This is a genomic window from Veillonella parvula (genome assembly GCF_018378075.1).
Classification (GTDB): Bacteria; Bacillota; Negativicutes; order Veillonellales; family Veillonellaceae; genus Veillonella; species Veillonella parvula_K.
The window spans coordinates 1-14,326 of the sequence record NZ_JAGZYE010000011.1; the positions used below are offsets into that span (position 1 = coordinate 1).

At 40.6% G+C, this 14,326-nt stretch carries 9 protein-coding genes; all 9 read left to right on the top strand.

Annotation, left to right across the window (positions count from 1 at the left end; translation table 11 throughout):
* Positions 1–409: 409 nt before the first annotated feature.
* The 9 genes from KH286_RS08860 (at position 410) to carB (ending at position 14,322) form a co-directional block, all read left to right on the top strand.
* Positions 410–1,222, top strand: coding sequence for a Cof-type HAD-IIB family hydrolase (locus KH286_RS08860; protein ID WP_038125899.1), 813 nt, complete (start codon positions 410–412; stop codon positions 1,220–1,222).
* Between the two features lie 12 nt (positions 1,223–1,234).
* Positions 1,235–2,149: an RNase adapter RapZ gene (gene rapZ, locus KH286_RS08865; protein ID WP_008715762.1), complete on the top strand. Its 915-nt coding sequence runs from the start codon at positions 1,235–1,237 to the stop codon at positions 2,147–2,149.
* A 12-nt stretch (positions 2,150–2,161) separates the two neighbouring features.
* Complete coding sequence (locus tag KH286_RS08870; RefSeq protein ID WP_038125898.1) at positions 2,162–3,511, top strand: gluconeogenesis factor YvcK family protein; 1,350 nt, start codon at positions 2,162–2,164, stop codon at positions 3,509–3,511.
* A 15-nt stretch (positions 3,512–3,526) separates the two neighbouring features.
* Positions 3,527–4,474 (top strand): DNA-binding protein WhiA, encoded by a 948-nt coding sequence (gene whiA / locus KH286_RS08875; protein WP_008715758.1) that lies wholly within the window; start codon positions 3,527–3,529, stop codon positions 4,472–4,474.
* A gap of 12 nt (positions 4,475–4,486) precedes the next feature.
* Positions 4,487–7,480 (top strand): ATPase, encoded by a 2,994-nt coding sequence (locus KH286_RS08880; protein WP_278617836.1) that lies wholly within the window; start codon positions 4,487–4,489, stop codon positions 7,478–7,480.
* Between the two features lie 352 nt (positions 7,481–7,832).
* Positions 7,833–8,783, top strand: a complete 951-nt coding sequence (locus tag KH286_RS08885; protein ID WP_278617837.1) for an aspartate carbamoyltransferase catalytic subunit — start codon at positions 7,833–7,835, stop codon at positions 8,781–8,783.
* The gene (locus KH286_RS08890; RefSeq protein ID WP_004695537.1) at positions 8,767–10,053 is read left to right on the top strand and encodes a dihydroorotase; all 1,287 of its coding nucleotides are present in this window, start codon (positions 8,767–8,769) and stop codon (positions 10,051–10,053) included. The genes KH286_RS08885 and KH286_RS08890 overlap by 17 nt, the downstream gene beginning before the upstream one ends.
* On the top strand, positions 10,053–11,120 hold the full coding sequence (gene carA, locus KH286_RS08895; RefSeq protein ID WP_004695539.1) for a glutamine-hydrolyzing carbamoyl-phosphate synthase small subunit: 1,068 nt from the start codon (positions 10,053–10,055) through the stop codon (positions 11,118–11,120). Before KH286_RS08890 ends, carA begins: the two co-directional genes overlap by 1 nt.
* 1 nt (position 11,121) lies before the next feature.
* Positions 11,122–14,322 carry a carbamoyl-phosphate synthase large subunit gene (gene carB, locus KH286_RS08900; protein ID WP_278617838.1) on the top strand — a complete coding sequence of 1,067 codons (3,201 nt, stop codon included), beginning with the start codon at positions 11,122–11,124 and terminating at the stop codon, positions 14,320–14,322.
* Positions 14,323–14,326: the final 4 nt, after the last annotated feature.

Genomic DNA, 14,326 nt, shown 5'->3' on the forward strand with positions numbered 1-14,326 from the left:
ATACCGACCCGTTTACGGGTGAGCCGGTAAAATAGGCAAAATAAAAGCCCCCGAGTAGGGGGCAGCCAGTGGTAATAGAGTGGTTGTCAGATCATTCAAAGCCCTCTTTAGAGGGCCACCACTAGAGAAAGACCCTTATAGGGTCAGAGCAAACCACCCGTTCTACGGGTGGTTATGATTAATATATAGATTCCTATAATTAATTGATATAGAATACCCTTTATTATGCTATTTTGATAATTTATTGACAGTTTTGTCGTTATATATAGCATAAATTGTATGATTTATAAATACTGTTATTGGGTTGTACAAATATTTTTATATTAGTGCATTACTGCATATTCTATCTATATAAGCACTATAAATGGTATAATAAAGAGTATTAGATTTTCTTGTGAAGGAGGTAAGAATGAATCCTTCTTTTTCTCATATAAAAATGGTAGCCATCGATTGTGATGAGACGTTAGTTCGAAGTGATAATACAGTTTCTGCGTATACAGTTGATGTATTGCATCGCTTGCAGCAGAAGGGAATTGGTATAATAATTGCAACTGGACGCATGTATCAAACGGCAAAACCAATTGGATTAGCATTACAACTTGGTAATGTTCCTATGATACTGTTCTCTGGTGGTTTAATCCAGGAGTTAGAAACGGGATATAAGCTATTTGAACAAACTGTTCCTATAGATGTAGTACATCGTGTTTTTCAACTCGGCCAACAATATAGTTGGCATATACAATCGTATGTAGATGATCATTTACTATGTCATCATAAAAATTGGCAATCCGATCATTATGAACAGCAAACAGGGGCTGTAGCTGAGTTTTTAGGTGATACAATTTATACACTTTCTTCAGAACCTAATAAGCTCATTGCTATCGATACAAAGGAAGGAATCGATATAATTATTGATATCTTGACCCCATTAGTTGGTAATCAAGTTACATTAGTGCGTAGTCAACGAGATTTTCTCGAAATCACTGCACCGAATGTATCAAAAGGGCGTGCATTAGCTCGATTAGCACTAGATAATAATCTTAGCTTTGAAAATATAGTTTCCTTTGGAAATGCAGAGAACGATATTTCTATGTTAAGTGAAACGGGATATTCGGTAGCCGTTTCAAATGCAACAGAACATGTAAAATCTGTGGCTAATGAAGTATGTGGTCATCATAATGAAGATGGTGTAGCTCACTGGATAGAAAAGAATCTTTTATAATGGAGTAAAACTATGGAAGCATTTCGTTTATTAATTGTTACAGGCATGTCTGGTGCCGGCAAAACTCAGGTTCTACAAGCATTAGAGGATATGGGCTATCTATGTATTGATAATATTCCTCCTATACTGATTCCTAAGCTAAGTGAAATTTGTCGACAAGGTGGAGAACGTACAAACCGTGTAGCTTTAGTTGTAGATATTCGCGGTGGTGAATTCTTTGAAGCCCTTTCATCATCTCTTGAAACATTAAGAGAAATGAAGGTAGATTATGAAATTGTCTTTATGGATGCTACAGATGAGACGTTAATTAGACGATATAAAGAAAGTCGTCGCAGCCATCCACTGGCTCCAGATGGGATGATCACTACAGGTTTGAAAGAAGAACGTCAGATATTAAATTCTGTACGACATAAAGCAGACTTCATTATTGATACAACGAATATGAAAACTGCGAGCCTCAAAGAGTATTTAAAAACTCGATTCACTCAAGTTGACGAAGGACATGGCATGTCTATTACAGTTGTAAGCTTTGGCTTTAAATATGGATTACCATTGGATGCGGATATGGTTTGGGATGTTCGATTTTTACCAAACCCATTCTACATTCCAGATTTTCGTCATAAAACAGGTCGTGTGAAAGCTGTAAATGAATATATTCATTCTTTTGAAGTTACAGAGGAATTTAAAAAGCGTTATTTTGATACTATTGATTTTCTTGTGCCTAATTATGAACAAGAAGGGAAGTCTCAATTTATCGTTGCTGTAGGCTGTACAGGTGGTATGCATCGATCTGTGGCTATGGCAGAAGCATTATATTCTCATCTATTAGAAAACGGCTATCGCGTTTCTGTAGAACATCGAGATATGATGAAAAATAATGTAGAAGAAGATTATAATCCTCATGAAATTAAAACACTTGGTAACTAGATAGGGGTTCATATGTTGCGAAAAAGATGGTTTCGGTGGCTTATTCCGGGCCTAAATATAAAACGTTGGCTTGCCCTTTTTAGTTGTGGTGTAGGTCTTTTAATCATTGGTATTTCATTGATGTTTAACTATCAATGGCTTGCCGTTCTTGAAGATATTGTATTAGCCTTTTCTTATAATATGACGGGCTTTTACAATTATAATGTGCTCATTGCTGTAGGCGTTGTTGTACTATCGATTGGCGCTGTTTTAATGTTAATCGGTACGAGTAAGGTTATTAAAACGATTATTCGTGCTGTATTACCTAATCCTGATAGTAAGGTGTCGGATATTATTTTCCAAAATATACGCCTCGATAAAGGTCCTAAGATCGTTGTTATCGGCGGTGGTACAGGGCTATCAAATTTATTACGTGGATTAAAAATACACACCTCTAATTTGTCTGCTATTGTAACCGTAGCTGACGATGGTGGTTCCTCGGGACGCTTGCGTAAAGATTTTAAAATGATTGCTCCTGGCGATTTACGAAACTGCTTGATTGCATTAGCTGAACAAGAAGGGGTTATGGAAAATCTTTTCCGTTATCGCTTTGAAGGAGAAAATGAACTATCTGGGCATAGTTTTGGTAACCTCTTTATCACAGCACTTGCTCAAGTATATGATGGCGATGTGGAGGAAGCGCTTGAAGCGGCTAGTAAATTGTTGCGTGTACGAGGTCGTGTAATTCCGTCGTCTACTGAGTTCATTAAATTAGTAGCGGAGATGACCGATGGTACTATCGTAGAAGGTGAAAGTAATATTCCTAATTCTGGTAAACGCATTCGCCATATGTATAGTGAGCCAGCACAGCCAAAACCAGAAGGTGCTGCGTTACGTGCTATCGATGAAGCAGATGTTATCATCTTTGGACCAGGTAGCTTATATACAAGTATCATTCCGAATTTGTTAACTGATAAAATTGCATCTCATGTACGCGCTAGCAAGGCAAATAAAATTTACATTGCTAATGTTATGACTCAACCTGGTGAAACATCGGGCTATACACTTAGTGATCATGTGGAGGCTCTCATTGCACATGGTGGTGAAGGCATTGTAGATACTGTACTTGCTAACGATGGACCACTACCAATTCAAATGGTAGAACAATATAGTGCTGTAGGTTCAGAGCCTGTAGTATTAGATACTAAGAAGCTACAAGCTAAAGGAATACGTACGATTCGGGCTACATTGATAAGCCCTAAAAAGCCGGCTGTTCATGATCCTGAACGGTTAGGTAAAGTAATTATGGATATTGTGCATGCTATGCAATCAGATACTGAACCACATATCCTAGAGTATTATCTCCAACGAGATGATCATTAATGAGAAGGGATACCTATGTCATTTGCTGAAGATGTAAAAAATGAATTATGCCAATATGAATCCTCTAGTGATGCAGATTTGGCCATGAAAATTGAAGCGTCTTGCTTATTGCGCATGGGTGGATCTATCATTCTGGGGATGAAGGGTGCTGTTGGTATTAGATTGGCTACTGCAAATAATGCAGTAGCTCGTCGCTTGTTAGGCATATTAAAAAAACAATATGAATTACCTACCAATGTATTAGTACGACAAGGACTAAACTTGCGTAAGAAAAATATGTATACTTTATCTGTAGAGCCATCTATAGAAGGGCGAAAGGCGTTAGAAGATCTTGCTTTATGGCCTGTAACTGAACAAATTCCTCGTAGTTGGCTTAAATCTATGGAGGCACGACGTGCTTTTTTACGGGGTGCTTTTTTAGGCGGTGGCTCTGTTAATAAGCCACAAAGTGACTATCATCTCGAGTTTATGACGGGGAATGAGAATTTTGCAAAGGAAATTATTCATGTATTGCGGCTCTTTCACATTCATGCAGGATTGACGGAGCGTAAAGAAGAATATGTGGTATACCTTAAAGAAGGCGACGCAGTCACGAATTGCTTGCAGATTATGGGGGCTCAATCAGCACTGATGGAATTTGAAAACGTGCGCATAATGAAAACTGTGCGAAATCAAATTAATCGACAAGTAAACTGTGAGACTGCAAATTTGCAAAAGGTTGTAGATGCTGCAGTACGCCAGGTGAAGGCTATTCGAATTATCGATAGAGAAATTGGTATTGATGAGTTGCCTGAAAAGTTGCGGATTGTAGCAAGATTGAGATGGGACAATCCAGAAGCGAGTCTGAAAGAACTTGAAGAATTGATGGATGGCGAATTATCTAAGTCGGGTATTGGACATCGTTTAAAGAAAATTGAAGCATTAGCACTTACGTATGACCCTATGGGGCTTGAAGAAATATAGAGGTATTAATATATGTTTTCTTATAAATCAAAATATTGTGTAGCCGCAGCGATGGCCGCCATGGCTGCTCTTACAGGCCATGTAGAGGCTCGTGATATAGATTTACAATCAATTGGATATTTTCAGTTTTCTCCGTTGCCACCAAGCTTGGTGTCTCAAACGGATACATTGCTATTATCAGATAGCCCTGAATATGTAGGACCAGTAGGCGGTACACTTAGTGCTGGTACTATTAATGGGAATGGCCGCATTTATTTTTATCACGTAAATGAAATGGATCAGCCCCATAAGATTGCTATCGTACTAGAAAATCAAACGGCATATCCTAATACTGTTCATGTAATGAGACAGTTAAAATCTGTGGCAACGCCAGACTATTTTGCTGCTGGTCGCGATTTATCCCGCAAGGATTTAGAGCATCCTTTAGATGAAAGTCCCAATGCGAGACCATTATACTCCCTAAGCATTCCTCCCCAAGGGCGCCAATTAATCTTTACTGATTTGGAAAATACACCGGTATATCAAGATGCGTTATTTACAGGCATTGTAGATATTAAAACAGAGGCGCCAATCTTTGCCCGCGTTATGATGCTACCTATGGGCATGGATGCCGTCGATGCATCACATTGGGCTAAGAACTTACCTATTGATGAAATTCAATTGCGCGGTACATATACTGGTTCAAAGCGTAATATGGAGGTTACTACACCTTTTGATACAGCCTTAGGCGGTGCTTTTGTTGAAGTTGGTAACGACCGTGAGGATGCCTTTATCAATGGTGTAGATGAAATGCAAAATAAAGCATTTGTTCGTGACCGTGGTAACTATGGTGTTTCATACACTTTAAAAATTCCTACAAAGGGTAATGAACCGTTTAGATTGTATTTTAACCCTCTTGGTGGGCCATATTCTGGCTCCTTTACGGTAAAAGCACTTCATCAACAAGGTGCCCGTAGAGGTCAAACCGATACGCGTACCTATCATATCGGTGGTGCTGATGGGATTACTGCACTAGGGGACGGTACTATATTAGATAGCCGTCTTATGGGTAATTATAATGCAGGCGATTTGTTAACATTAAATTTCATGCCGGCAGGTGCATCTAATTTGCCAATACGATTCTTATTGATTCCTGAATCTCTTGCAAATCCGCAAAAACATCAGACTATTGCGGTCAATGTACCAAAAGATGTAAAAGATAGTTTAGGTCATCCAACGCAAAGTGGTACACAAATTCCTGTAGGTCCTATCAATGGTAAAGATACTAATAAGGGAACTGTAGATACATCTAAATCTACTATGACTCCTGCAAAACAGGCAGAAACAATTGCTCACGAAGAAACAAAAAAATTGAGTGTTAAAGCTGCGGCAGATGCTAAAAAAGAGGCACAACTCAAAAAAGCAAAAGATGCAGAAGAAGCATTAGCGCGTAAGAAGGCTGAAGAAGCTCGTATAGCAGCAGAAAAGGCCGAATTGGCGCGTAAAGCAGCAGAAGCAAAACATGCTGAAGTGGAGCGCAAACTAGCAGAGAAAGCTGAGGCGAATCGCAAAGCTGCTGAATTGAAGGCGGCTCAAGAAGCACAAGCTGCAAAAGAAAAAGCTGCATTAGAAGCTAAAAAAGCTGAAGAAATGCGCCAAGCAGAAGAAGCTAAACGACTAGAAGCTGAAAGAAAAGCTGAGCTTGATCGAAAAGTAGCTGAAGCACGTAAGGCCGAAGAAGAACGTAAAGCTGAAATGGCTCGTATTGAAGCAGCACGAAAGGCTGAAGAAGCTAGACAAGCCGCAGAAGCCAAGGCTCGATTTGAAGCACAACGGGCAGCAGAAAAGGCAGCGTTAGAGGCAAAAAAAGCTGAAGAAGAACGCTTAGCAGCTGAAGCGAAAGCGCGTTTAGAAGCACAGCGAAAAGCAGAACAAGAAGCATTAGAGGCACGCCGCGCAGAAGAAGCACGTAAAGCTGCAGAGGCGAAAGCGGCATTAGAAGCACAACGTGCAGCTGAACAGGCTGCGTTAGAAGCGAAACGTCAAGAAGATGCTCGTAAAGCGGCCGAAGCAAAAGCAGCATTAGAAGCACAACGTATTGAAGCTGCAAGAAAAGCTGAAGAAGCACGTCGTGCAGAAGAAGCAAGAAAGGCTGAGGAGGCAAGAATCGAAGCGGCCCGTAAAGCAGAGGAAGCTCGTGTTGCAGCAGAGGCTAAACGTGCAGAAGAAGCGCGTAAGGCTGAAGAGGCAAGAATTGAAGCTGCCCGTAAAGCTGAAAAAGCTCGCGTTGCTGCTGAAGCAAAACGTCAGGAAGAATTGCGTAAAGCAGAGGAAGCTCGAATTGCAGCAGAAGCAAAACGTGCAGAAGAGGTTCGTAGAGCAGAGGAAGCACGCCGTATAGAAGAGGCTAGACGAACAGAAGAAGCGCGAAAAGCCGAAGAAGTACGTATAGCTGCTGAGGCACGTAAAGCAGAGCAAGTTAGATTGGCTGCAGAACGTGCAGAGGCTGAACGCCAAGCGGCAGAGGCAAAACGCATTGCTGAAGAACGTTACCAAGCTCACTTAGAAGCGGAACGTAAGGCGGAAGAAGCACGTCAGCAAGCTCTTGCGCAAGCCGAAGTTGAACGTAAAGCAAAAGAGCGAGCTGAAGCGATTCAACGTGTCAAAGAACAGCAAGAAAATGCTCGTCGTCGCGCAGAACTTGCACGTCAACAAATTGAGGCAGAACGTAAGGCAGCACAAGCTGCTAAAACAGGACCTTCCTTCGGCGAACTTGATGATGTACATGAGGATACACCAAGTGTAACTATTCCAAATGCTGTATCTATTGATGAGTTGACTAAACCTAGACCGACTGCATCTCAAAATACACGTCGTCGTGACCAACGGCAACCACAACAAAATCAACAATATGCACAGCAAAATCCAATGACTGATGGTCAACAAAGTCAAGCTCCTTATAGTTCACAGCAAGGTCAACAAAATGATGATCAAAATCCACCAAAATTATATCCTATGGGTCAGTAATATTAGCTTATAATAATGAAAATTATTTGTATCTAATTATAGATTGATTATAAGGAAACAATTGGTGAAGTATAGAGAGGACAAGCCACTTTTGAGGGTTTGTCCTCTTTTTAAAATACTTATGAACTTTTGCTTTCACATTGACTTTCAAGAGGAGATTCAGTACAATAAATAAAGAAAATGCATCCATGGTACGAGAGACCATTGCATATTACAAAACCTTTTAATTTAGTCCAGAGAGGCTGAGAAAGGAATATAGTTGAAGCGCCCCATAAGGGCTTCTTTGTGCAAACTATTTGACCTTTTGCCCTGGGCAAAAGGTCTTTTTTGTTACGTGAGTTAGGAGGAAATCATGGGACAAGTTAGCCTAAAAGGCAAACATTTATTAGGTTTGCAAAATGTGTCACCTGAAGAAATCAAATTGATTTTAAATGTGGCAAAAAAAATGAAGAAAATCGTTCTTTCTGATGACAAGAAGGTTCCACTTTTAAAGGGGAAATCCATTATTAACCTTTTTATGGAGCCAAGTACTCGTACCCGTAGTTCCTTTGAGTTAGCCGGCAAATACTTAGGGGCTGACGTGATCAATCTTTCTCCTAGTGGATCTTCCATGGGTAAAGGTGAAAGCTTCCGCGATACATTGTTAACTATGTCCTACATGGGCACAGATGCTATCGTAATGCGACACAGCGCAGAAGGTGCACCTTTATATGCTACGAAAGCCGTAGATCCTATTATCATTAACGCAGGCGATGGCGCTCATGAGCATCCAACACAAGCATTACTAGATATGTATTCTATCTTAGAGAAAAAGAAATCTATTGAAGGCCTAAAGGTGGTTATCCTTGGGGATATAATGCATAGTCGCGTAGCACGCTCCAACATTTATGGCCTTACAAAAATGGGGGCTGATGTACATCTAGCTGGTCCTCGTACAATGGTATATCCAGAATTTGAAAAATTAGGTGTTACCGTACACCATGATATTCGTGAAGCAGTGGCTGATGCAGATGTAGTTAACGTACTTCGCATTCAATTAGAACGCATTCATTCTGCATTGTATCCTACAAATAGAGAATATGCTCGTATCTTTGGTATTAACAATGATGTATTAAATTTAGCTAAAGATGATGTAATGGTAATGCATCCAGGTCCTATGAACCGCGGCCTTGAAATTGCACCAGATGTAGCATATTCTGATCAATCCGTAATTCAAGAACAGGTACGTAATGGCGTAGCTGTACGTATGGCTGTATTGTACTTAACTATTATCGGAGGTGACGGTAGTGAGCTTGCTTATTAAAAATGGTACGGTAGTTAATCCGGCAAAAAAACAAAACGAAGTAGCAGATGTTCTCGTAAAAGATGGTAAAATTGCAGCCATCGGTCAAAACTTGAGTGCTGAAGGTGCTGAAGTTTATGATGCAACAGGGCTTATCGTAGCACCTGGTCTTATCGATATTCACACACATTTGCGCGAACCAGGCCAAGAAGCTAAAGAAGATTTCCACTCTGGTACACAAGCGGCTGCTGCAGGTGGTTTCACACGTGTTGTCACTATGGCTAATACTAACCCAGTTGTAGATAATGCTGCACTTGTAAGAGGTTTACAAAAACAGGCTGAACTCACTGGCGTTGTGAAAGTAGAATTTATTGGCGCTGTATCAAAAGGCCTAGAAGGTAAGGAACTTGCTGAAATGGGCGATATGGCAGAAGCTGGTGTAGTAGCATTCTCCGATGATGGTCACTATGTAGAAAATGCTGCATTTATGCGTCGTGCCTTAGAATACTCGTCCATGTTTAATAAAATGGTTATCGACCATGCAGAAGATATTACATTGACTAAAAATGGCCATATGCATGAAGGTATTGTTTCTTATGAATTAGGTGTTATTGGTCGTCCTGCAGTAGCTGAAGATTTGGCTGTTGCTCGTGATATCTTGTTATCTGAAATGACAGGTGGTCATATCCATATCGCCCACGTAAGTAGTAAAAATACTGTAGATATGGTGCGCCGTGCGAAGGCTAAAGGCCTTAATGTAACATGTGAAGTTACAAGCCAACATTTATCTTTCACAGATGAATACCTACGCGAATATAACCCAGCATTCAAAATGGCTCCTCCAATTCGCTCTGAAGATCATCGTCAAGCATTATTAGAAGGCTTGAAAGATGGTACAATCGATGCGATTATTACAGACCATGCACCACATGCATATGAAGAAAAAGACCATGAATTCTGCTGTGCACCAAATGGTTTCAGTGGCCTCGAAACATCTTTGGCGGCGGTTATTACTAATGCATATGGTCCTGATAAACTAAGCATCGATCAAGTTGTGTACTATATGAGTACTCGACCAGCTGAGTTGATGCACCTTGATGCAGGTGTTCTTGAAGTTGGCAAGCCAGCAGATATTACCGTATTCTCCACGACTGAAGAATGGACAGTAGATCGAAATAAATTCTATACAAAAGGTAAAGTTAGCCCATTTGATGGTATGACTGTTACAGGTAAAGCTAAACTCACAGTAGTTGATGGCAAAATTGTTATGAAGGAGGGCGTAGTCTTATAATGAAAGGCAAGTTAGTTCTTGAAGATGGTTCCGTGTTTGAAGGTTCCTTATTAGGTGGCGCCCCAACGGTAGGCGAAGTTGTATTTAACACAGGTATGACAGGGTATCAAGAAATCTTGACTGATCCATCCTATGCGGATCAAATTATTACATTAACCTATCCTTTAATTGGTAATTATGGTACTTTAAATTCTATTACTCAAGGTCCTAAACCATATTGTAAAGGTTTTATTGTAGGTGAACTGTGTGACTTTCCATCTAACTGGCAAAATGAAGGCCTATTTAGTGAGTATCTTCGTTTGCACGGCATCCCTTGCCTTTATGATGTAGATACACGTGCGATTACACGTGTTCTTCGTAACCATGGTGTAATGAAGGGCGTACTAGTACGCTCTGATTACCCTATGGAGGATATTCAAAAATTGTTTAAACAAGACTTGCCAACAGATCAAGTTATGCGTGTAACTACAAAATGGCAAGGTATGCGTGGAGATAAAAATGCTGAATTCCACGTAGCGGTAATGGATTATGGTGTAAAGGAAAATATCCTTCGCTCTCTAGAAGCTGCAGGCTGTCGTCTTACTGTATTTCCTGCAGATGCTAAGGCCGAAGATGTGTTGGCAGCAAATCCAGATGGTATCTTTTTATCTAATGGCCCTGGAGACCCTCAAGATCTTGGCTATGCAGTAGAAGAAGTAAAGAAGATGTTTGGTAAGAAACCAATCTTTGGCATCTGTATGGGGCATCAAGTATTGGCACAAGCCTATGGTGGGACTACATTCAAATTGAAATTTGGTCACCGTGGTTCTAACCATCCTGTACAAGATTTACGTACTGGTCGGGTATATATTACATCTCAAAATCATGGCTATGCGGTAGATGATACTTCTTTGCCAGCTTTTGTAGAAATTACACATCGTAGTGTAAATGATGGAACCGTAGAAGGTATGCGTCATAAAGAATTGCCAATCTTCTCCGTACAATACCATCCAGAAGCATCCCCAGGACCTACTGATAACCTATATTTATTTGACGAATTTGAAGACTTAATGAGAAAGGGAAAATAATATGACCTCAGAAGCAAAAAAAGTACTTGTAATTGGTTCTGGTCCAATTATTATCGGCCAAGCTGCAGAGTTTGACTATGCTGGCACACAAGCATGCCGTTCCCTTCGAGAAGAGGGTTATAAAGTAGTATTGGTTAACTCTAACCCTGCTACTATTATGACTGATACAGATATTGCAGACCGCGTATATGTAGAACCGATTAGTCTTGAATTCGTAACAGAAGTAATTAAAAAAGAACGCCCTTGGGGCTTGTTGGCTACATTAGGTGGTCAAGTAGGCCTTAATATGGCCGTACAATTGTCTGAAGCTGGCGTATTAGAAGAATATGGTGTAAAACTTCTTGGTACAACTCTTGAAGCTATTAAACAAGCCGAAGACCGTGAACTCTTCAAAGAAGCGATGAAGGAAATTAATCAACCAGTTCCTGAATCCGATATCTTTAACGATCTTGAAGAAGCAGTAACCTTTGCTAATCGCATTGGGTATCCTATTATCATCCGCCCTGCATACACGTTAGGCGGTACAGGTGGCGGTATTGCCCATAACGAAGATGAAATGTATGAAATCACACGTCGTGGTTTGAAACTTTCACCAATTCACCAAATTCTAGCAGAACGTTCCGTTGCAGGCTGGAAAGAAATTGAATACGAAGTAATGCGCGATAGTGCAGATAATTGCATCATCGTATGTAACATGGAGAATATTGACCCTGTTGGTGTGCATACTGGGGACTCTATCGTTGTGGCACCAAGCCAAACCTTGAATGATATTCAATACCAAATGCTGCGTACCGCATCCGTTGAGATTATCCGTTATTTAAAAATCGAAGGTGGTTGTAACGTACAATACGCTTTGAATCCAAATAGCAACGAATATATTGTTATCGAAGTAAACCCTCGCGTATCTCGTTCCTCTGCATTGGCATCTAAAGCAACAGGTTATCCAATTGCGAAGGTAGCCGCAAAAATTGCAGTAGGCATGACATTGGATCAAATTACAAATGCTGTAACAGGCGAAACAAAAGCATGCTTCGAGCCTACACTCGACTATGTAGTAACGAAGTTCCCACGTTGGCCATTTGAAAAATTCAATTTGGCGGACCGCACATTGGGCACTCAAATGAAGGCTACTGGCGAAGTTATGGCTATCGACCGCTCTTTAGAAGGGTCTTTGTTAAAAGCAATTCGTTCCTTGGAGATCGGTTTAGACCATATTGAGCTTAAGAAAATCGCCCATGAATCCATGGAACAGCTTATCGAACGTTTACACTTAGTAGATGATGAACGTATCTATGTTGTGGCAGAAGCTCTTCGCAAGGGGATTAGTGTAGAAAAAATCCACTATATTACAAAAATTGATACATTCTTTATTGAAAAAATCAAAAACATTGTTAATGTAGAAAAAGCATTGGCTGAACAGGGCTTAACAGAAGATGTATTGCGCAAAGCAAAACGCTATTCCTTCACCGATTCTGTTATTGCTCGCTATGCTAATACAACTGTAGAAGAAGTTCGCGCAAAACGTAAAGAATGGAACATTCTACCAACATATAAATACGTAGATACATGTGCGGCAGAATTTGAATCTAAAACGCCGTACTATTATAGTGCCTATGCGCAAGAAGATGAAGTTAAACCACTAGGTGAAAAATCTGTAGTAGTACTTGGTTCTGGGCCAATTCGCATTGGTCAAGGCGTAGAGTTTGACTATTGTTCCGTACACTCATCTTGGGCACTCCGTAAAGCGGGTTACCAATCCATTATGATTAATAACAACCCAGAAACAGTTTCTACAGACTTTGATATTTCTGATTCTTTATACTTTGAGCCATTGACTGTGGACGATGTTATGGAAATCATTGATAAAGAACAGCCAGTTGGCGTTATCGCTCAATTCGGTGGACAAACAGCGATTAACTTGGCAGGCCCATTGGCTAAGCGCGGTGTAAAAATTCTTGGTACATCCGTGGATAGCATCGATATGGCAGAAGACCGTGAACGCTTTGATGAATTGTTGGCGAAGCTTGGTATCCCTCGCCCAGTAGGTGCTTTGGTAACCTCTGATGAAGAAGCACAAGAAGCAGCTAAAAAGTTGAAATACCCGTTAATCGTTCGCCCTTCTTATGTATTGGGCGGTCGTGCGATGGAAATCGTATACAACGATAAAGAGCTTGATGTATACATGAAGGAAGCCGTAGTAGCATCTAAGGAGCATCCTGTTCTTATCGACCGTTACATGGTTGGTATGGAGGTAGAGGTTGACGCTATTTCTGACGGTACCGATGTATGTATCCCTGGTATTATGGAACAAATCGAACGCGCCGGTGTTCACTCTGGTGACTCCATGGCTGTTTATCCAGCTCAACATTTGAGCCAAGAATTGATTGATCAAATCGTTGATTATACACGTCGTATTGCAGTAGGCCTTAATGTTAAAGGTGTACTTAATATTCAATATATCGTGGCTGATGGTGAACTTAACGTTATCGAAGTTAACCCTCGTTCTAGCCGTACTGTACCATTCATTTCTAAGGTTACAGGTATCAATATGGTAGAATGTGCAACACGCATTGCCCTTGGTGAAAGCTTAAAAGACTTAAGCTTACCACTTGGTCTTGTACCTAATAAACCATATGTAGCTGTAAAAGCACCTGTATTCTCCTTCTCTAAAATGGGCCTTGTAGAAATCGCTCTTGGACCTGAAATGAAGTCTACTGGTGAGGTTATGGGGATTGGTCGCACATATTCTGAAGCTTTATTCAAAGCTATCAATGGTGCCAACATGCGTATCCCAGAGGATGGTACAATCCTTATGACTGTTGCAGACCGCGATAAAGAGGAAGCTAGTCAATTAGCAAAAGGCTTTATTGATTTGGGTTATCACATTGAAGCAACTGGTGGTACTGGTAAATACTTCAAGGAACATGGCGTTGACTGCAAGGTAGTTAACAAAATCTCTGAAGGCGATGATAACTGTGCTGACCACATTCGTCAAGACAAAGTCGATCTTGTACTTAATACATTGACTGCAGGTAAACGACCTGAACGCGAAGGCTTCCAATTGCGTCGTCTTGCTGTAGAAATGGGTACACCATGCTTAACAAGTCTCGATACAGCACGGGAAGTATTGCGTGTTGTGGCGAATCGTAAAGATGATGCGAACTACACTGTAGAAGCATTACAAGATTTTGAATTGGAGTAAAATC